This is a genomic window from Pseudomonas sp. NPDC090752 (genome assembly GCF_055584805.1).
Genome location: NZ_JBVJLI010000001.1, coordinates 227,097 through 245,321, shown reverse-complemented (window position 1 = coordinate 245,321; position 18,225 = coordinate 227,097). Strand labels below are relative to the sequence as shown.

Below are 18,225 nucleotides of genomic sequence, written 5' to 3'. Positions count from 1 at the left end.
CATCATGCTCAAACCTATCCTGCTGGTCGAAGACAACCCCCGGGACCTGGAGCTGACGCTCCTGGCCCTGGAACGCAGCCAGTTGGCCAACGAAGTCATCGTATTGCGCGACGGCGCCGATGCACTCGACTACCTGCTGCGTCGCAACGCCTACGCCGAACGCGACGACGGCAACCCAGCGGTGTTGCTGCTTGACCTGAAACTGCCCAAAGTCGACGGCCTTGAAGTACTCAAGGAGGTGCGCGCCACGCCCGAGCTGCGCAGCATCCCAACGGTGATGCTGACCTCCTCACGCGAGGAGCCCGACCTGCTGCGTGCCTATGAACTGGGAGTCAACGCCTACGTGGTCAAACCCGTGGAATTCAAGGAGTTCGTCGCGGCGATCTCCGATCTTGGGATATTCTGGGCGGTGCTCAACGAACCCCCACCCGGCTCACTGCGCCTGAACCGGCGTGGCAGCAACTGAGGCCCGCCGCGAAGATGCAGCCAACGCCGCTCAAATTATTGATAGTCGAAGACAGCTCGCTGGATGCCGAGCTGACGTTGCTGAACCTGGAGCGCAGCGGGTTGCACGTGCAGTCGCGGCTGGTGTTCGATCATATCGCTGCCGAGCATGCCCTGCGTGAGGACCGCTATGACCTGATCCTCTGCGACTGCGTACTGCCCGGCTCCTCCGGCACCGATGTGCTGGCCATCGCTCAGCGCGAGACGCCGGACACACCGTTCATCTTCCTGTCGGGCGTCTACGGTGAAGAACACGCGGTGGAGATGATCCGCCTGGGTGCCACCGACTATGTGCTGAAGAAAAACCTGCCGCTATTACCCAAGGCAGTTCGCCGCGCGCTCACCGAGGTACAGGAGCGCCAGCGTAGGCGGCGCGCCGAGGAGGCGCTGGCGGATGTCGAGGCGCGTGCACGCATCGCCATCGATGCGGCCGGCATGGGCACCTGGGACTTTCGCCCGCATGAAGGGCGGCTGGTCTGGGACGACCGCTGCAAGACCTTGTTCGGCCTGCCTGTCGACACCGAGATGACCCTCGAGGTGTTCTATGCCGGCATCTACCCAGACGACCTGCAACGGGTGCGTGACGCCGTAGAGTTCGCCATGCGACCGGACAGCGACGGCCTGTACCGGGTCGAATTCCGTATTGCCCAGCCCAATGGCCGTGAGCCACATTGGTTGCTCAGCAGCGGTCAGTGCCAGTTCGTCGATGGCCAGTGCACGCGGTTTTCCGGTGTATTGCAGGATATCCACGCGCAACGCCTGGCCACCCAGGCGCTCAAGCAGCTCAACGAGATGCTTGGCGAACGGGTCGAGCGTCGCACCCGCGAGCGCGACCGTGCCTGGGAGCTGTCCCAAGACTTGCTCGCGGTACTCAACAAAGACCTCACCCCGGTTGCCTTGAACCCGGCCTGGGAGGCCAGCCTGGGCTTCTCCCGCGAACGCCTGAGCCAGACCTCGCTGTTGCACTTGCTGCCCGAGCCCGATCAGGAGTCGCTGCTGACCGAGCTGGCCGCCCTCGCCCATGGCCGCACCAGTGCCCGCTTCGTCGGCCGCATTCAGCATGCCGGCGGCCAGTTGCGCTGGCTGTCCTGGGTGGTGGTGCCGGAAGACACGCTGCTTTACGTGGTGGCGCGCGACATCACCAGCGAACGCGAAGCCTCCCTGGGCCTGGCCGAAGCCAACGACCGCTTGCGCGAGCAAATCACCGAGCGCGAGCGCATCGAGGCGGCGCTTCAACAAATGCAGCGGCTGGAAGCGGTCGGCCAGCTGACGGCCGGCGTCGCCCACGACTTCAACAACCTGCTCACGGTCATCCTTACAGGGGCAAGCTTTCTGGAGCGCGATCTGGGCAAGGGCGACCTGGACAAGGCTCGCACGCGCTTGACGCATATTCGCGAAGCGGGCGAGCGCGGCGCCAAGCTGACCTCACAATTGTTGGCGTTCTCTCGTCGCCAGCGCTTGGAACCGGTGCCGCTGAACATGAATCGCACCCTCACCGGCCTGGAGGAACTGCTGCGTCGGACCTTGGGCGGTAGCATTTCAGTGCGCCTGGACTTGGACCAGAGCCTGTGGCAAGCGCTGACCGACCCTACCCAGACCGAAATGATCATCCTCAACCTGGCGATCAACGCCCGCGACGCCATGCCCGAAGGCGGCCAGCTGACGCTCACGACTCGCAATACGCGGATCAAGGCCCACCCCCAACGCCCGGAAGACCCCGAACCCGGCGAGTACGTGATGCTGAGTATCCGCGACACCGGCTGCGGCATGAGCGAAGAGGTGGTGGCCAAGGTATTCGAACCGTTCTTCACCACCAAAGACATCGGCAAAGGCTCTGGCCTGGGCCTGGCGCAGGTATTCGGTTTTGCCAAGCAATCTGGCGGGGGAGTACGCATCGACACCCAGCCAGGCCATGGCACTCAAGTGGCCGTGTACCTGCCAGCGGTGAAACACGAGATGGTGGCCGAGCCGATTGCCCCGGTGGCCTCCCAGTCGATCAGCGAAAGTGGTCGCGACCGCACGGTGCTGTTGGTCGATGATGACCACTTGGTACGTGACATGCTCGGTGATGTGCTGCGCCAATATGGCTACCAGGTGCGCCAGGCACACAATGGCGAACAGGCGTTGGCCCTGCTGGACGACGGCATCGACTTGTTGCTCACCGACTTTGCCATGCCTGAGTTCAATGGCGCGCAGTTGGCGCTGGCGGCGCGCGAGCGGCATCCGCGGTTGCCGGTGGTGTTTCTCACCGGGTATGCGGAGTTGCAGGGGCTGGAGTTGCCGGACAGCCTGGTGATGCAGAAGCCGGTGCAGGCTGAAGAGCTGGCGCGGGTGTTGGATGAGCTGTTGCGGGTGGCCAGATAGATTTCAGTGAATACGCCGACCCTTTCGCGGGCAAGCCCGCTCCCACAGCGATAGCGCAGCACTCAAGGCCGTCGCTGTACCTGTGGGAGCGGGTTTGCCCGCGAAGGGGCCGACGCAAACGACAGAAACGACAAAACCCAGCGCCGATTGAAACTGCACTGAATTCAAAAAAAATGATGTTTTAAAAATGGCAGGGGCGGCTGGATTCGAACCAACGCATGGCAGGATCAAAACCTGCTGCCTTACCGCTTGGCGACGCCCCTGTATCGGATGCAGCGTTAGCTGCTCTGACCATTCCAACTGACTGACAACTGGGTTGTTGTCTTGGAATGCGCGGCACTTTAACAACATTCTTTCGACCTGGGAACCCCCTCCAGCAAAAAAAATGCTTTAAAACAGCAAGTTAGTGTTTTCAGGGCCTCGCGATGCAAACCTAGGCAACCACCCGTCGTATTTCCGCCGCTTCGCTTTAACACAATCGCATTCCTCCCTTCCAATCAGATAAGCGATCTGCATTGACCAAGGAGGATGCCATGCCCGTTTCCCATGACCTGTACCAGGACCTGCACTACCCCCGCGAAATCATCCAGCAGCGCCGCCAGCAAGACAAGACCCTGGACCGCCTGCTCGACGAATACATCGACATCGACAACCAGGTGTTGGCTGCCGAATCGATCTCGGCGGGCAATTTCCAGGATGACGATCTGCGCCAACTCAAGGAGCGCAGGCTGACTGTCAAATACATGATTGAGCGTCAATTGGAACGCAAAGGCTGAACTATCGCGTCAGCCGATCCATGCGCAGCAGTTTTTGCGTTGGTCATAATGGCCGGACTGGGGCAAGCTGCACCCTGCCCTTTTTTCGCCCATGGAGCTTCGCATTTGTCAGCCTGGATCCCTACCCCACTGCGTCAGCTCGGCCAGCGCAGGCGTGCTGCATCATCCAATACCTGCGAGTTGATCACCTGGTTCGAAGAGAAGGCGCGCAGCCGTGGCTATCAGCTCAGCGAGGGCCAGTACCGGGTCATCCGCAGCATGGCGGAACAGCTGGCGCGGCTGCCGAATGGCGAATCACGCAGCCTGTACCTTCATGGCTCAGTAGGCCGCGGCAAAAGCTGGCTGCTCGACGGATTCTTCCAGGCGATAGCGGTCGAGGCCAAGCGGCGCCTGCACTTTCATGACTTTTTCGCCCGCCTCCACCAGGGGATGCACCGTCATCGGTTGCTGGACGATGCGCTGGGCGCGACCCTGGACGAATTGCTGGGCGACTGCCAGGTGCTGTGCTTCGACGAATTTCATGTGCATGACATTGGCGATGCCATGCTGCTCACCCGCCTGTTCACGGCGTTGTTCGAGCGTGGCATCTTCGTCTTGGTGACCTCCAATTACGCGCCCGAAGGGCTGCTGCCCAACCCGCTGTACCATGAGCGTTTCTTGCCGGTGATCCGCCTGATCAACGGCCGAATGGATGTACTTGAGGTAGGCGGTGACACCGACTTTCGCAGCTTGCCGGCCAACCGTGAGCACCAGCGCTTTACCCAGGGGCACTATGTGTGGCCGGGCAATGCGGTGCAGCGCCAGGCCTTGAATGTGCCCGCGGCGCAACCGGTTACCCTGGAAGTGAACAAACGCAAGCTGCGGGCGTTGGGCATCAGTGACAAACAGGTGATGTTCTCCTTCGATGACCTGTGCGAGCAACCCACGGCGGTGATCGATTATCTGCAGCTTGCCCAGCAGTATGACGCCTGGGTGATCGATGGGCTGGATGACCTTTCGGAATGCTCTTTGGCAGCGCAGCAGCGCTTCGTCAACCTGGTGGATGTACTTTATGACCAGGATCGACAGGTGACGGTTATCGGGCGCAGGCCGCTGGAAGAAAGCCTGGGTGGGGCAATTGCCGACCTGATGCGAACTCGCAGCCGGTTGGGCCAATTGCATCAGGTAGAGCCCGACGCTGTCGTTGACTGAACTGGCCTCTTCGCGGGGCAAGCCCGCTCCCACAGGTACACCACTGCATTCAAAACCAGTGGAGTACCTGGACTGCCCCCGCGAAGAGGCCAGTTCAGCCAGCCCTGGCCAAATCCGCCAGCACCGCCTCGATCTCGCCCAGCACCGCCGGATCATCCAGGGTCGACGGCGGCACATAATCCTGCCCGTCGGCAATCTTGCGCAGCACCGCCCGCAAAATCTTCCCCGAGCGGGTCTTGGGCAACCGCTTGACCAATCTCACCCGGTTGAAACACGCCAGCGCACCGATCTCCTCGCGCACACTGCCCACCAGTTCGACCAGCAACTGCGACTCACCGATGCCCTCGCCATCCTTGAGCACCACCAACGCCAGCGGCACCTGACCTTTGATCTCGTCATGCACGCCGATCACCGCGCACTCGGCCACCGCCGGATGGCGCGCCACCAGGTCTTCCATCTCGCCCGTGGACAGACGATGGCCAGAGACGTTTATCACATCGTCGGTGCGGCCCATGATGTAGACGAAACCCTCGTCGTCCAGATAGCCACCGTCGCCGGTGTGGTAATAGCCCGGATAGGTCCGCAGGTAGGCCTGCAGGTAGCGTTCATGGTCACCCCACAAAGTCTGGCTGCAACCGGGCGGCAACGGCAGGGCGATGACAATTGCACCCTGATGGTTCGGGCCGAGCAAATGCCCGTCGTCATCCAGCACGCGCACGTGATAGCCCGGCACTGCGCGATTGCTCGACCCTGGTCGCGCCGCACTGCCCGGTAGGCCTACGCAAGGCGCGGTCACCGGCCAGCCGGTCTCAGTCTGCCACCAATGGTCGTGCACCGGCTTGCCGCTGACCCGCTCCAGCCATTCATGGGTGCTGGAGTCGAGCTTCTCGCCGGCCAGGAACAGCTGGCGCAGCGAACTCAGGTCATGCTTGCCGATCAGCTCGCCGTCCGGGTCTTCCTTGCGAATCGCCCGCATGGCGGTCGGCGCGCAGAACAACGCATTGACCTTGTACTGTTCGACCACGCGCCAATAGGCCGAGGCATCCGGCGTACGGATCGGCTTGCCTTCATAGAACACTGTGGTGCAGCCGCTCAGCAGCGGCCCGTAGACGATCAGCGAATGGCCGACCACCCAGCCGACATCGGAAATGCCCCACCACACATCCCCGGCCTGCATGCCATAGATGTGGCGCATCGCATAACAAAGCGCGACCGCGTTGCCGCCGTTTTCACGGACGATGCCCTTGGGTTTGCCGGTAGTGCCGGAGGTGTACATGATGTACAGCGGATCGGCGGCATTCAGCTCCACCGGCGGCGCCGGCTCGGCATGCGTCAGTGCCTCCTGCCAGTCCAGGTCACGGCCGGCCTGCATCTGCGCTCGGGCCTGAGGCCGCTGCAGTACCAGGACATGACGCGGCTGATGACGTGCCAGCTGCAGGGCGCGGTCTACCAGCGGCTTGTACTCGATCACCCGGTCGAACTCCAAGCCGCAGGAGGCCGTCAGCAGCAGCGTCGGCCGTGCATCGTCGATCCGCAATGCCAATTCGTTGGCGGCAAAACCGCCGAACACCACCGAATGCACCGCGCCGATCCGCGCACAGGCGAGCATGGCCATGGCCGCCTGGGGCACCATGGGCATGTAGATGATCACACCATCCCCTTTGCCCACCCCCAACTGGCGCAGCAGGCCTGCCAGGCGCGCCACTTCGTCACGCAGTTGGTTGTAGGTGAACGCCTGCTGCACACCGGTCACGGGCGAGTCGTAAAGCAATGCCGTCTGCTCGCCACGGCCCAGTTCGATCTGCCGATCCAGGGCCAGGTAGCAGCTGTTCAAGCGCCCGTCGGCGAACCATTGATGGGTGCCGTCGGCGTTTTCCTGCAAGGTCAGCGTCGGTTTGCGGTACCAGGCCAGGTGATCGGCCTGTTCGGCCCAGAAGGCGGCAGGGTCGGCAATGGAATGGGCGTAGCTATGCTGGTAAGTCATGTCGAGGGCAACCCGGTACTTGTTGTTATTGAAGGGCGAATCTTGAGTATGGACCGTCACGCCGGGCCCGCCATGGGACTAAAGTCACAACCCATATGCACATTTGCAGCGAACGCCAATAGCGCCCCATAACGGTGCAAAGGCTCTAGAATAGGCGCCCTTTCCTACCATTGAGCAGCCCATGGATATCGATCAGGCCCGAACCTTTCTGGAAATCGTGCGCAGCGGCAGTCTGGTCGCCGCCGCCGAGCGCCTGTTCGTCTCGCAAACGGCGATCACTGCCCGTGTGCAGCGCCTCGAACAACAACTGGGCTGCCAGCTGTTCGTGCGCAGCCGCAACGGCGCCAGCCTCACCAGCGACGGCGAGGCCTTCGTCAGTTATGCCAACCAGCTGGTACAGACCTGGGAAGCGGCGCGCCGCGACCTGCCGTTGCCTGAGGGCTGCCAGCAGGTGCTGCACGTGGGCGCCGAGGTCAGCCTGGGCAACCCGATACTGCTCGACTGGGTCAGCGCCCTGCACCGTGAATTGCCCACTCACGCCATCCGCAGCGAAGTCAGCGACGGTGAATCGTTGCTGCGCAAGGTGGAAATGGGCCTGCTCGACGCCGCGCTGGTCTATCAGCCGACCTACGGCCCGGGCCTGCAGGTGGAGCAGTTGATGGAAGAGAAGTTGATCCGCATTCGCCGGATCGATCGGCCCGAACCGTACATCTACATCGACTGGGGCGAGGCCTTCCGCCGCCAGCACGACGCCGCCCTGCCCGATTGCGCGCGTCCGGCACTCAGTTTCAATCTCGGGCCGCTGGCCTTGCAGTTCATTCTCGAACAGGGCGGCAGCGGCTATTTCCGTACCCGTGTGGTCCAGGCGTACCTGGACAACGGCGTGTTCGAGCGGGTGACGCAGGCGCCGGAATTCACCTACCCGACCTTTCTGGTATACCCGCGCAAGCGGGACAGCGAGGCCCTGCAACAGGCCTTCGCGGTGCTGCGCCGGCTGGTAGCCGCCGGCGCCAGCGACTGGTCACAACGCTGGGACCCGCTGATCTGAAGCGCTGCCGGCGGCGCTGAGCAACTGGCGCTTGAGGCCGGCGATGAGGTCGGTCTGGGTGATCACCCCAACCAGCTGATCACCGTCGAGCACCGGCAAGCAATGCAGGCCCTGCTCGCACAACAGCGGCAGCAGTCGCTCAAGCGGGTGCTGGCTGCCGACACTGATCACCCGCCGACTCATCACTTGTTCCATGCGCACCGCCTTGCGACCGAACAGGCCACGCCAGCTGAACTGGCCACGCTGCATGGCCGGGCCGACCAGGTCGCTGAGGCTGACGATGCCCACCAGTTTGCCCCGCTGCAATACCGGCAAGGTTTTCAGGTGATGGCTGTCGAGCATTGTCCAGGCTTGCTCCAGGGTGGTATCTGGCGAGGCGAACTGCACATCACGGGACATTACCGAGGCGGCAGTGATGCCCCCGAGGCTGCGTTTCAGAGCGTGCTGCTCGGTGGCCAGGATGATGCGCTCCAGCTCGTCGCGGGTGACGTCGACGAACTCACCCAGCTCTTCCAAGGCCTGGTCCAGGTCCGCACCACTGACCCCGACCCGCTCGCCAGGCAAAGGATCCTGGGTGTGGTGCTGGTCTTTACGGGGAGCAGCGCCCTTGGGGTAGCGCACACCGGTCAGGCGGTTGTACACCACCGCTACCGCCACCAGGATCAACGCGTTGAGCAGCACCGGTTCGAGCAGGTGGTCACCCAGCGCCGTCAGCCCCGAATCGGCCAGCACCGCGCTCACCGCCACACCGCCACCCGGTGGGTGCAGGCAGCGCAACAGGCACATCACCAGGATCGAAATGCCCAACGCCGCAGCCGCGACCCACAGCTCAGGGCCGAAACCCTCGCGCATGGCCAGGCCCACCGCGCCTGCCAGGGCATAGCTGCCCAGCACCGGCCACGGCTGCGCCAGCGGCCCAGAGTGCACGGCGAACACCAGCACCGCTGACGCCGCCAGCGGGCCCAGCAGGTGCAACGCAATACCGGGGCCGTACGCCAGACTGGTCAACCAGCCTGCGAGAAACAGGGCTAGCAGCGCGCCGATAGCGGCACGCAGCCATTGTTTGGGCGGAATATTCAGCGGCGCCGGCAACAGCCGCTGCAGACGACTTTCGGAACGCAAGGCAGACATTTAAGTAATCGTGGTTATGTTTTTTTAGTTAAAAAGAAAGCCCAGCCGGCTTGGCCTGGGCCCTTAGGGGGCTCCGTCCGTGGAGAGATGGAAACCGCAGGGTTTCGTGAGGGGGATTGTGCCGGTAGGCGGCGGGCTTGGGCCAATTCAAAAAAATGCGGCTGTACTGCAATTTTTTTGCAGTGGGAGCGGCTTTAGCCGCGAAGCGAACGACGCAGTGGGTGGCACCGGCTGCGCCGGTGATCGCGGATAAATCCGCTCCTACGGGAATCGCCTCAGCGGCCCTTGCGCGGCAGTTCGATGCTCACCCGCAAGCCGCCCAGGGGGCTTTCGAGCAATGCCAAGCGCCCGCCCCAGGCATCGACGATATCGCGCACGATGCCCAGCCCCAGACCATGCCCATCGACTTGCTCATCGAGCCGCGAGCCCCGCTCCAGTACCTGCAGACGCTGGCCTTCAGGGATGCCGGGGCCGTCGTCATCGACCATCAGGCGATAGCCCTCGGAAGACGGCGCGATCCCCAGCCGCACCTCGCTGTCCGCCCACTTGCAGGCGTTGTCCAGCAGGTTGCCGAGCAGCTCCAGCACATCTTCACGGTCCCAGGGCAGCAACAGCCCCGGCGGCACATCGCGCTCCAATAGCAAGCCTTCCCCGTGAATCATGCCCAAGGTGGCCAGTAATCCTGGCAACTCAGCGTCACAGTCGAATTGCGCGCCAGGCAGCGCATCGCCGGCCAGGCGGGCGCGGTTCAGCTCGCGGGCCAGGCGTTGCTGGATCTGCTCCAACTGTTCACGCAATTGCGCCTGGACCTCGGGCAGGTCTTTCAGGCGCTCGCTGGAGGCCAGGCTGAGCAGCACCGCCAGCGGCGTCTTCAGCGCGTGGCCGAGGTTACCCAGGGCATTGCGCGAACGGCGCAGACTGTCTTCGGTATGGCTGAGCAAATGGTTGATCTGACCCACCAGCGGCACCAGTTCGCTGGGCACTTCGGCATCCAGCTGCGAGCGCTGGCCCTGCTGCAGCTGGGCGATCTGCCGGCGCGCGCGCTCCAGCGGGCGCAGCGAGCGGGTGACGGTGATGCGCTGCAGCACCAGCACCAGGATCAAAGCCACCAGCCCCATGCCCAGGCCAATTTGCTGCAGGCGCCGGAAGCCCTCGCGTACCGGCGAGTAGTCCTGGGCCACACTGATCGAGATGTCCTGCCCCAAACGCCGATAGTCGGCTCGCAGCGCCAGCAACTGCTGACCTTCCGGGCCCAGCTCGTGACTGTCGGAAAGCCCGGGCGCCGATGGTTTCGGCATGTCCAAGTCCCACAACGAGCGAGAACGCCAAGTCCCCTGGTCGAAATCGATGCGGAAGTAGTAGCCGGAGAAAGGTCGTTGATACGCGGCGGAAATGCGCCGCTCGTCCAGCTGCAAGCCAGACGGCCCACGCACCAGTGCCACCAGCAGGTTTTCGCTTTCCTTGCGCAAGCCGTTTTCCAGGTAGCGCTGCAGGCCGGCCTCGAACAGCCACAAAGTGAGCTGCGCGAGCAACACACCGACCACCACCAACACGGCTACCAACCCCAGGCTCAGGCGTGCCTGGATCGACTTCACTCGGTGCTCCCGGCGTAGATATAGCCTTGCCCGCGGCGGGTCTCGATCACGCTGCGGCCCAGCTTGCGGCGCAAATGGTTGACGTGCACTTCCAGCACGTTGGAATCGCGCTCGGTTTCACCATCGTACAGGTGCTCGGCCAGGTGGCTCTTGGACAGGATCTGCTGCGGGTGCAGCATGAAATAGCGCAACAGGCGAAACTCGGCGGCTGTCAGCTGAATGTCCACCCCCTCGCGGCTTACGCACTGTCGGCTTTCATCCAGGTGCAGGCCGGCCGCTTCTAGCGTGGGCTGATTGGCCAGGCCCCGTGCCCGACGCAACAGTGCCTGGATGCGCAGTTGCAACTCTTCCGGGTGGAAGGGCTTACTGAGGTAATCATCGGCACCGGCCTTGAGTCCCTCGATGCGCTCGGCCCAGGAGCCGCGCGCGGTGAGGATCAATACCGGCGTGGCCAGGCCACCGGCACGCCACTGCGCCAACACCTCAAGCCCCGGCAACCCCGGCAGGCCGAGGTCGAGGATGATCAGGTCATAGGGTTCGCTCTGGCCCTGGTACACCGCATCACGGCCATCGGCCAGCCAGTCCACGGCGTAACCCTGGCGCTGTAGGCCGGCAATCAGTTCGTCAGCCAGCGGTACATTGTCCTCGACAAGCAACAGGCGCATTCAGTCGTCTTCCTCGTCTTTGAGCAGGGCACCGGTGCTGGCGTCGAGCTTGATCTCGCGCACCACGCCTGCACTTGTCAGCAGCTCGACTTCATATTCGTAGCGGTCATCGTCTTCTTCCAGCTCGGCCTCCAGCAGACGCGCCCCGGGGTAACGCCCCAGGGCGGTCTCCAGCAGTTGCTCGAGCGGCAGGATGATGCCCTCCTGGCGCAGCTTGAGGGCTTCATCCTGGTCCAGGTCGCGGGCAACGGCCAGGGAACAGACGGCCAGCAGCGAGAGCGCCAGGTAACGCGCCGGCCGAGGTACGTGGATCATCAGTTGTCCCGTGCGTCCTTGAGTACTTCACCGGTCTTGGCGTCCAGATCGACGTCCCATTCGACGTTCTGCTGGTCGCGCAATTCGACCTTGTAGATGTAGCGACCGTACTCGTCTTCCAGCTCGGAATCGGTGACGGTGGCGCCTGGGTGCTTGGCCACTGCGGTGGCTTTAAGCTCATCCAGCGACTTGATGGTCTTGGCGTTGACCAGCTTGACCACTTCGTCAGGCTGGACGTCTTTGGCCAGGGCAACGTTGGCACCAAAAGCCAGGGCAGCGGCGGTGAACAGGGCAGTCAAAGTCTTCATGGGGTCTCTCCATCGAGATGTGTAATGTGTCTACGGGGTTAAGATTAACCACCGGTCCTTAACTCAACCTGAAAACAGCTGGCGTCATGATAGCGCAGCCGGTTATCGCCTTCAGGCCTTATACTGACCCGCTTGCCGCCGCCGAGGTCCGCCATGAGCGCCATTCACATCAAATTCCCCGCCTTGACCTTCAAGGCCGGCCAGCGAGCCCTGCAACACATCCGCGAACGCGGCCTGCAGGCCGCCGATGTGGGTGTGGTGCCGGGTGCCGCTGGCGGGCCGAAGCCTTTGGGCATCCAGGGTCTGGATCTGGCGCTGTTTGGCGAGTGGCTGCCTTCTGCACCCCGCCAGCGCGCCCTGATCGGCGCCTCGATCGGTTCCTGGCGCTTCGCCAGTGCTTGCCTCGACAACCCGGTCGAGGGCATTCGGCGCCTGGGCGAGCTGTATACCGAGCAGGATTTCGCCAAGGGCGTCACGCCGCGCGAGATCAGCCGCAGTTGCCAGCGCATGCTCGATGACCTGCTGCAGGGCCGCGATGGGCAGATTCTCGCCAACCCCGATTACCGCTTGAACATTCTGGTGGTCAAGAGCCATGGCCAATTGGCTCACGACCATCGCGGCCGACTGGGCATGGGGCTGGGTTCGGTGATCGCCAGCAACCTGCTGGGCCGTGCGCGCCTGGCCCGGCATTTCGAACGCATCATCCTGCATGATCAACGCACCGCGCCGCCGCTTGATGCGCTCACCGACTTCCCTTCGCGCTGCCTGCCGCTGGATCTCGGCAACCTGCGCCCCGCCCTGCTGGCGTCGGGTTCGATTCCGATGGTGATGGAAGGCGTGCGCGACATCCCTGGCGTCGGCAGCGGCACCTACCGTGACGGCGGCCTGCTGGACTACCACCTGGATTTACCGTACCGCGGCGACGACTTGGTGCTCTACCCACACTTCACTGACAAAGTGGTGCCCGGCTGGTTCGACAAGACCCTGCCCTGGCGCCGGGGCGATGCCACGCGCCTGCAGAACGTGCTGCTGCTGACGCCATCGCCGCAATACCTGGCCGCCCTGCCCTTCGGCAAGTTGCCCGACCGCGGCGACTTCAAGCGCTTCATGGGCGATGCCCCAAGCCGCAAGCGCTACTGGTACAAAGCCATCGCCGAAAGCCAGCGTCTGGGCGACGAGCTGCTGGAGCTGATCGCCACCGGGCGGCTGCAGGATCAGTTGCAAGCCTTGTAGCGGCCATGCTGGTAGACTGCGCGCATCATTGATACACACAGAGTTCTGACAGCGTGGAAATCTTCAAGGAATTTACGTTCGAATCGGCCCACCGCCTGCCTCACGTCCCTGAGGGGCACAAGTGCGGCCGCCTGCATGGCCACTCGTTCAAGGTCGCCCTGCACCTCACCGGCCCGCTTGACCCCCACACCGGCTGGATTCGTGACTTCTCGGAGATCAAGGCGATCTTCAAGCCGCTTTACGAGCAGCTGGACCACAACTACCTGAACGACATCCCTGGCCTGGAGAACCCGACCAGCGAAGTGATCGCCAAGTGGATCTGGGAACAGGTCAAGCCGTTGCTGCCGGAGCTGTCCAAGGTACGGATTCATGAGACCTGCACCAGCGGTTGCGAATATACCGGGGACTGATTCGCCAGCCTCAGTGGCCTCTTCGCGGGCAAGCCCGCTCCCACTGAGATCCCCACAATCCCTGTGGGAGCGGGCTTGCCCGCGAAGAGGCCGGAACTTTCGCTACAAAACTCAAACCGGCCCGTTCTCCAGGGCATCACGCAGAAAGCTCGGGGCGATATAGCGCTGGTAATGCGCCTCGGACAGCAAAAAGAACTCGCGGTCGATGGCATCGCGCAGTTGCGGCAGTTCCCAGTCACGAAACTCCGGCAGCAAGGCCATCCCGTAGGCCTCCAGATCGCGAATCATCCGCGCCCCGCGGGCAATCAGCTGATACGCCCAGCAATATTCCGACTGTTGCTCGACAAAGCGAATCGAACGCTGCTGCAGTTGCTGGCGCAGCAAACTTTTGTCGAACACTTCCAACTTGGCCATCATCACCTGCGCCAACAGCTGCTCCAGCCTCAGCCATACGGCGCGTTTCTGCGCCTCGTCATAGCCATTCCAGTTGATCACTTCATGATGGAAACGCTTGCAACCACGGCATACCGTGTCTCCGTACACCGTGGAACAGAGGCCGACGCAAGGGGTCTTGATGGACTGGTTGGACATGAAAAAACAACGGCTTGGCGGAGGAACACAGGCCCATGTTAGCCCTTTGTCTAACCAGGGTCACCCGTTAAAGTCATGTTCGCCGCCTTACCTTCCGCGACAATTTGCCGTAGAATCACTCCGCCTTTTCAAGGCAACAATGTCCGTTGGAAGCTGTTTTCAAAGCGTCACGAGCACAGTTCATCCGGTAGAACGGCGTTGGCCCGGGCCATGCACCCTCGCATGCCCGCGCCAGCCCTCATCAGCTCCCCGTTCTGCAGGCGTAAAACTTTGAAAGCAGCTTCTGTAAGGATTCTCTGCGACCCTGGCTGGGCGGCCCAAGAAGCCGTGATTGCGCATGGGTGCGAAGAATGCTGGATGAGCGTCCCGGACTCCCTTTAGGGACCACTGATGAGGGTAATAACTGTGCTTGAAGCCTACCGCAAACACATCGAAGAGCGTGCCGCCCTGGGTATCGTGCCCCAGCCGCTGAACGCCGAACAAACTGCAGGCCTGGTCGAGCTGCTGAAAAACCCGCCGGCCGGCGAAGAAGCCTTCCTCGTAGACTTGATCACCAACCGCGTTCCGCCAGGCGTCGACGAAGCTGCCTACGTCAAGGCCGCTTTCCTCTCCGCCGTGGCCAAGGGCGAAGCCCAGTCCCCGCTGCTCGATCGCAAGCACGCCACCGAACTGCTGGGCACCATGCAGGGCGGCTACAACATCGAAACGCTGGTCGCGCTGCTGGATGACGCCGAACTGGGCGCCGTCGCGGCCGAAAAACTCAAGCACACCCTGCTGATGTTCGACGCTTTCCACGACGTGGCCGAAAAAGCCAAGGCGGGCAATGCCCACGCCAAGGCCGTGCTGGAGTCCTGGGCTGCCGGCGAGTGGTTCACCTCGCGCCCGGCCATCGCCGACAAGTACACCCTGACCGTGTTCAAGGTGCCTGGCGAAACCAACACCGACGACCTGTCCCCTGCCCCGGACGCCTGGTCGCGCCCTGACATCCCGCTGCACGCCCTGGCCATGCTGAAAATGGCCCGTGACGGCATCGAGCCTGAGCAACCCGGTTCGGTCGGCCCGCTGAAGCAGATCGAAGCAGTCCGCGCCAAAGGCTTCCCGGTTGCCTACGTCGGTGACGTGGTCGGCACCGGTTCGTCGCGTAAATCCGCCACCAACTCGGTGCTGTGGTTCTTCGGCGACGACATCCCGTACGTGCCGAACAAACGCGCCGGTGGCTTCTGCTTCGGTACCAAGATCGCCCCGATCTTCTACAACACCATGGAAGACGCCGGCGCCCTGCCGATCGAATTCGACTGCACCAACCTGGGCATGGGCGACGTCATCGACGTCTACCCGTTCAAAGGTGAAGTGCGCCGTCACGAAAGCGACGAGCTGGTCACCACCTTCGAACTGAAGACGCCCGTCCTGCTCGACGAAGTTCGTGCTGGCGGCCGTATCCCGCTGATCGTAGGCCGCGGCCTGACTGACAAGGCCCGCGCCGAGCTAGGCTTGGGTGCAGTCGACCTGTTCAAGAAACCTGAGCAGCCTGCCGAGTCCGACAAGGGCTTCACCCTGGCGCAGAAAATGGTCGGCCGTGCTTGCGGCCTGCCGGAAGGCCAGGGCGTGCGTCCAGGTGCCTACTGCGAACCGAAGATGACCACCGTCGGCTCCCAGGACACCACCGGCCCGATGACCCGTGACGAGTTGAAAGACCTGGCGTGCCTGGGCTTCTCCGCCGACCTGGTCATGCAGTCGTTCTGCCACACCGCTGCTTATCCAAAGCCGATCGACGTCACCACCCATCACACCCTGCCAGACTTCATCCGCACCCGTGGCGGCGTGTCGCTGCGCCCAGGCGACGGCATCATCCACAGCTGGCTGAACCGCATGCTGATGCCGGACACCGTCGGCACCGGTGGCGACTCCCACACCCGCTTCCCGATCGGCATTTCGTTCCCGGCCGGTTCCGGCCTGGTGGCCTTCGCCGCCGCCACCGGCGTCATGCCGCTGGACATGCCCGAGTCGATCCTGGTGCGCTTCAAGGGCAAACTGCAACCGGGCATCACCCTGCGTGACCTGGTGCATGCCATCCCTTACTACGCCATCCAGAAGGGCCTGCTGACCGTCGAGAAGAAGGGCAAGAAAAACGCCTTCTCCGGCCGCATCCTGGAAATCGAAGGCCTGGACGAACTGACCGTCGAGCAAGCGTTCGAACTGTCCGACGCCTCGGCCGAACGTTCCGCTGCCGGCTGCACCATCAAGCTGCCGGAAAAGGCCATCGCCGAGTACCTGCAGTCCAACATCACCCTGCTGCGCTGGATGATCGGCGAAGGCTACGGCGACCCACGCACCCTGGAGCGTCGCGCCCAGGCCATGGAAGCCTGGCTGGCCAACCCTGAGCTGCTGTCGGCCGACGCCGATGCCGAATACGCCGAAATCATCGAAATCGACCTGGCCGACGTGAAAGAGCCTGTGCTTTGCGCGCCGAACGACCCGGACGATGCCCGCCTGCTGTCTTCGGTGCAGGGCGAGAAGATCGACGAAGTGTTCATCGGTTCGTGCATGACCAACATTGGCCACTTCCGCGCTGCCGGCAAGCTGCTGGAGAAGGTCAAGGGCGGTATTCCGACCCGTCTGTGGCTGGCCCCGCCAACCAAGATGGACGCCCACCAGCTGACCGAAGAAGGCTACTACGGCATCTACGGCAAGGCCGGTGCGCGTATGGAAATGCCAGGCTGCTCGCTGTGCATGGGTAACCAGGCACGTGTGCAGACCGGTTCGACCGTGGTCTCCACCTCGACCCGTAACTTCCCGAACCGCCTGGGCGACGCGACCAACGTTTACCTGGCCTCGGCCGAGCTGGCAGCTGTCGCTTCGATCATCGGTAAACTGCCGACTGTCGAAGAGTACATGCAGTACGCCAAAGACATCGACAGCATGGCTGCCGACGTTTACCGCTACCTGAGCTTCGACCAGATCGCCGAGTTCCGCGAAGCGGCGGCCAACGCCAAGATCCCGGTTGTTCAGGCTTGATCAACAGTAAGCTGTAAGAAAAAACCCGGCAGAAATGCCGGGTTTTTTTATTGCGTTTTGGGTAACACCGCCAGAAAGTTATCCCGCGCCACCCGAATGGCCACCCCTTCCGGCAGGGCATCAAGGAACGGCTTGAATCCGTGCATCTGCTCACCAACACTGCCAAATTTCCCTACGACATCAGAGCCGAGCATGAACCGCTCCGGGTAACGCTCGACCAACGCCAGCCATTCCCTGCGCGGCACACCCTTGTCATCCAGTAGATAGGGGTGGAGCACACTCCAGGACAAGTCCACATACAAGTTCGGGTAGCCCTCCAGCAACCGCGTCAGCACCGGCAGCAGAAAGTCCATCTGCGTCTGGTGCCGGTGAATCTCCATGCTCGTGCCCGCATGCGCCCAGATGAACCGGGTATGCGGATGATTGCGCAGCGGTTCTTCGATCTCGGCCAGGTACAGCGGATTGCGCTCACGTTTAGAGGTGATGTTGGAATGCAACAGCACCGGCATGTCGCGCTCGGCGGCCAGATGATAGATGCGCGTCATGGCTTCGTTGTTGGCGCGCGGCGTGTCACCACTGGTGAGCGCCGTCAGGTCGTCGTGGCGGGTAAATACCTCGCCAATGCCTTGCCACAGCCCAGGGTAGAGGTCGAGCATGCGCTCGATATGGCTGACGGCGTTCTTGTCCACTGGGTTGAAACCGGTCAGAAAAGGATGAAAGCGCTTGCGCTGTGCTTCAGGCAGTTTCTGCAGCGCAGCCGCAACGTAGGTATCGGTGGCGCTGTACCAGTAGGCATCGGCGTCATCACCCGCGTAATAGCGCGGACGCTTGGGCTCGTCTTCATGCCATTTCTTGGCCACCGGAATGCCGGAGATCATCGAGTGCTCAACCCCTGCTTGATCCATGGCGTTGATCAGGGCAGGCATGCCCTCGGTCTCCTGGAAGAAGTCCAGATAGTGCAGGTGGGCGTCACTGTAGCGGTAATCACGCGCCTGCGCCGCTTGGCACAATCCTCCACATAACATCAGGCAGGCCAGCGCTCTGGCAATCATGGGCAGCTTCCTTCTCCGGGCTTGAGCAGAGTAGACCCGGTAG

Annotated in this window: 16 protein-coding genes and 1 tRNA gene; 8 read left to right on the top strand and 9 right to left on the bottom strand. The window is 62.7% G+C overall.

The window, feature by feature from the left end; all coding sequences use genetic code 11:
• Nucleotides 1-4 precede the first annotated feature (4 nt).
• Together ACZ6YA_RS00975 and ACZ6YA_RS00970 are read left to right on the top strand one after the other, a co-directional pair.
• On the top strand, nucleotides 5-466 hold the full coding sequence (locus ACZ6YA_RS00975) for a response regulator (protein WP_465894862.1): 462 nt from the start codon (nucleotides 5-7) through the stop codon (nucleotides 464-466).
• Between the two features lie 14 nt (nucleotides 467-480).
• On the top strand, nucleotides 481-2,868 hold the full coding sequence (locus ACZ6YA_RS00970) for a hybrid sensor histidine kinase/response regulator (protein ID WP_465894861.1): 2,388 nt from the start codon (nucleotides 481-483) through the stop codon (nucleotides 2,866-2,868).
• A 188-nt stretch (nucleotides 2,869-3,056) separates the two neighbouring features.
• Here ACZ6YA_RS00970 and ACZ6YA_RS00965 read toward each other — a convergent pair.
• Nucleotides 3,057-3,131: transfer RNA gene (locus tag ACZ6YA_RS00965), tRNA-Gln, on the bottom strand.
• Between the two features lie 270 nt (nucleotides 3,132-3,401).
• On the opposite strand from ACZ6YA_RS00965, the gene ACZ6YA_RS00960 reads away from it, so the two are divergent.
• Nucleotides 3,402-3,644: a hypothetical protein gene (locus tag ACZ6YA_RS00960; RefSeq protein WP_465894860.1), complete on the top strand. Its 243-nt coding sequence runs from the start codon at nucleotides 3,402-3,404 to the stop codon at nucleotides 3,642-3,644.
• A gap of 105 nt (nucleotides 3,645-3,749) precedes the next feature.
• Nucleotides 3,750-4,835: a cell division protein ZapE gene (zapE, locus tag ACZ6YA_RS00955; RefSeq protein ID WP_465894859.1), complete on the top strand. Its 1,086-nt coding sequence runs from the start codon at nucleotides 3,750-3,752 to the stop codon at nucleotides 4,833-4,835.
• Between the two features lie 94 nt (nucleotides 4,836-4,929).
• Here the strand turns inward: zapE and ACZ6YA_RS00950 are convergent, their stop codons facing one another.
• Entirely contained in the window at nucleotides 4,930-6,819 is a 1,890-nt protein-coding gene (locus ACZ6YA_RS00950) for a propionyl-CoA synthetase (protein ID WP_465895321.1), read from the bottom strand.
• Between the two features lie 181 nt (nucleotides 6,820-7,000).
• On the opposite strand from ACZ6YA_RS00950, the gene ACZ6YA_RS00945 reads away from it, so the two are divergent.
• Complete coding sequence (locus ACZ6YA_RS00945; RefSeq protein WP_465894858.1) at nucleotides 7,001-7,867, top strand: LysR family transcriptional regulator; 867 nt, start codon at nucleotides 7,001-7,003, stop codon at nucleotides 7,865-7,867.
• Here the strand turns inward: ACZ6YA_RS00945 and ACZ6YA_RS00940 are convergent.
• The 5 genes from ACZ6YA_RS00940 to ACZ6YA_RS00920 all read right to left on the bottom strand — a co-directional run bounded on the left by ACZ6YA_RS00940 (nucleotide 7,841) and on the right by ACZ6YA_RS00920 (nucleotide 11,881).
• Complete coding sequence (locus tag ACZ6YA_RS00940; RefSeq protein ID WP_465894857.1) at nucleotides 7,841-8,998, bottom strand: HPP family protein; 1,158 nt, start codon at nucleotides 8,996-8,998, stop codon at nucleotides 7,841-7,843. The genes ACZ6YA_RS00945 and ACZ6YA_RS00940 overlap by 27 nt on opposite strands.
• A 275-nt stretch (nucleotides 8,999-9,273) precedes the next feature.
• The gene (locus tag ACZ6YA_RS00935; RefSeq protein ID WP_465894855.1) at nucleotides 9,274-10,593 is read right to left on the bottom strand and encodes an ATP-binding protein; all 1,320 of its coding nucleotides are present in this window, start codon (nucleotides 10,591-10,593) and stop codon (nucleotides 9,274-9,276) included.
• On the bottom strand, nucleotides 10,590-11,258 hold the full coding sequence (locus tag ACZ6YA_RS00930; RefSeq protein ID WP_465894854.1) for a response regulator transcription factor: 669 nt from the start codon (nucleotides 11,256-11,258) through the stop codon (nucleotides 10,590-10,592). Before ACZ6YA_RS00930 ends, ACZ6YA_RS00935 begins: the two co-directional genes overlap by 4 nt.
• A complete protein-coding gene (locus ACZ6YA_RS00925; RefSeq protein ID WP_465894853.1) occupies nucleotides 11,259-11,573 on the bottom strand; it encodes a PepSY domain-containing protein in 315 nt (104 codons plus the stop codon).
• Complete coding sequence (locus ACZ6YA_RS00920; RefSeq protein ID WP_465894852.1) at nucleotides 11,573-11,881, bottom strand: PepSY domain-containing protein; 309 nt, start codon at nucleotides 11,879-11,881, stop codon at nucleotides 11,573-11,575. The genes ACZ6YA_RS00925 and ACZ6YA_RS00920 overlap by 1 nt, the downstream gene beginning before the upstream one ends.
• 153 nt (nucleotides 11,882-12,034) lie before the next feature.
• Here ACZ6YA_RS00920 and ACZ6YA_RS00915 point away from each other — a divergent pair, with 153 nt between their 5' ends.
• Both ACZ6YA_RS00915 and queD read left to right on the top strand, forming a co-directional pair.
• Nucleotides 12,035-13,114, top strand: a complete 1,080-nt coding sequence (locus tag ACZ6YA_RS00915; protein ID WP_465894851.1) for a patatin-like phospholipase domain-containing protein — start codon at nucleotides 12,035-12,037, stop codon at nucleotides 13,112-13,114.
• A 53-nt stretch (nucleotides 13,115-13,167) separates the two neighbouring features.
• Nucleotides 13,168-13,524 carry a 6-carboxytetrahydropterin synthase QueD gene (gene queD, locus ACZ6YA_RS00910; protein ID WP_119140288.1) on the top strand — a complete coding sequence of 119 codons (357 nt, stop codon included), beginning with the start codon at nucleotides 13,168-13,170 and terminating at the stop codon, nucleotides 13,522-13,524.
• Between the two features lie 111 nt (nucleotides 13,525-13,635).
• Here the strand turns inward: queD and ACZ6YA_RS00905 are convergent, their stop codons facing one another.
• Entirely contained in the window at nucleotides 13,636-14,115 is a 480-nt protein-coding gene (locus ACZ6YA_RS00905; protein ID WP_465894850.1) for a DUF1289 domain-containing protein, read from the bottom strand.
• A gap of 405 nt (nucleotides 14,116-14,520) precedes the next feature.
• Here ACZ6YA_RS00905 and acnB point away from each other — a divergent pair, with 405 nt between their 5' ends.
• Nucleotides 14,521-17,130, top strand: a complete 2,610-nt coding sequence (gene acnB / locus ACZ6YA_RS00900; protein ID WP_465895319.1) for a bifunctional aconitate hydratase 2/2-methylisocitrate dehydratase — start codon at nucleotides 14,521-14,523, stop codon at nucleotides 17,128-17,130.
• Nucleotides 17,131-17,177: 47 nt separating this feature from the next.
• On the opposite strand, the gene ACZ6YA_RS00895 is transcribed toward acnB, so the two are convergent.
• The gene (locus ACZ6YA_RS00895) at nucleotides 17,178-18,182 is read right to left on the bottom strand and encodes an amidohydrolase family protein (RefSeq protein ID WP_465894849.1); all 1,005 of its coding nucleotides are present in this window, start codon (nucleotides 18,180-18,182) and stop codon (nucleotides 17,178-17,180) included.
• Nucleotides 18,183-18,225 lie beyond the last annotated feature (43 nt).

Coding starts and splice junctions, on each gene's coding strand:
- ACZ6YA_RS00925 (WP_465894853.1), bottom strand. CDS start 11,573: ATGATCCACGTACCTCGGCCGGCGCGTTACCTGGCGCTCTCGCTGCTG.
- ACZ6YA_RS00960 (WP_465894860.1), top strand. CDS start 3,402: ATGCCCGTTTCCCATGACCTGTACCAGGACCTGCACTACCCCCGCGAA.
- ACZ6YA_RS00895 (WP_465894849.1), bottom strand. CDS start 18,182: ATGATTGCCAGAGCGCTGGCCTGCCTGATGTTATGTGGAGGATTGTGC.
- ACZ6YA_RS00970 (WP_465894861.1), top strand. CDS start 481: ATGCAGCCAACGCCGCTCAAATTATTGATAGTCGAAGACAGCTCGCTG.
- ACZ6YA_RS00950 (WP_465895321.1), bottom strand. CDS start 6,819: ATGACTTACCAGCATAGCTACGCCCATTCCATTGCCGACCCTGCCGCC.
- ACZ6YA_RS00945 (WP_465894858.1), top strand. CDS start 7,001: ATGGATATCGATCAGGCCCGAACCTTTCTGGAAATCGTGCGCAGCGGC.
- ACZ6YA_RS00930 (WP_465894854.1), bottom strand. CDS start 11,258: ATGCGCCTGTTGCTTGTCGAGGACAATGTACCGCTGGCTGACGAACTG.
- ACZ6YA_RS00915 (WP_465894851.1), top strand. CDS start 12,035: ATGAGCGCCATTCACATCAAATTCCCCGCCTTGACCTTCAAGGCCGGC.
- ACZ6YA_RS00905 (WP_465894850.1), bottom strand. CDS start 14,115: ATGTCCAACCAGTCCATCAAGACCCCTTGCGTCGGCCTCTGTTCCACG.
- ACZ6YA_RS00940 (WP_465894857.1), bottom strand. CDS start 8,998: ATGTCTGCCTTGCGTTCCGAAAGTCGTCTGCAGCGGCTGTTGCCGGCG.
- ACZ6YA_RS00975 (WP_465894862.1), top strand. CDS start 5: ATGCTCAAACCTATCCTGCTGGTCGAAGACAACCCCCGGGACCTGGAG.
- ACZ6YA_RS00920 (WP_465894852.1), bottom strand. CDS start 11,881: ATGAAGACTTTGACTGCCCTGTTCACCGCCGCTGCCCTGGCTTTTGGT.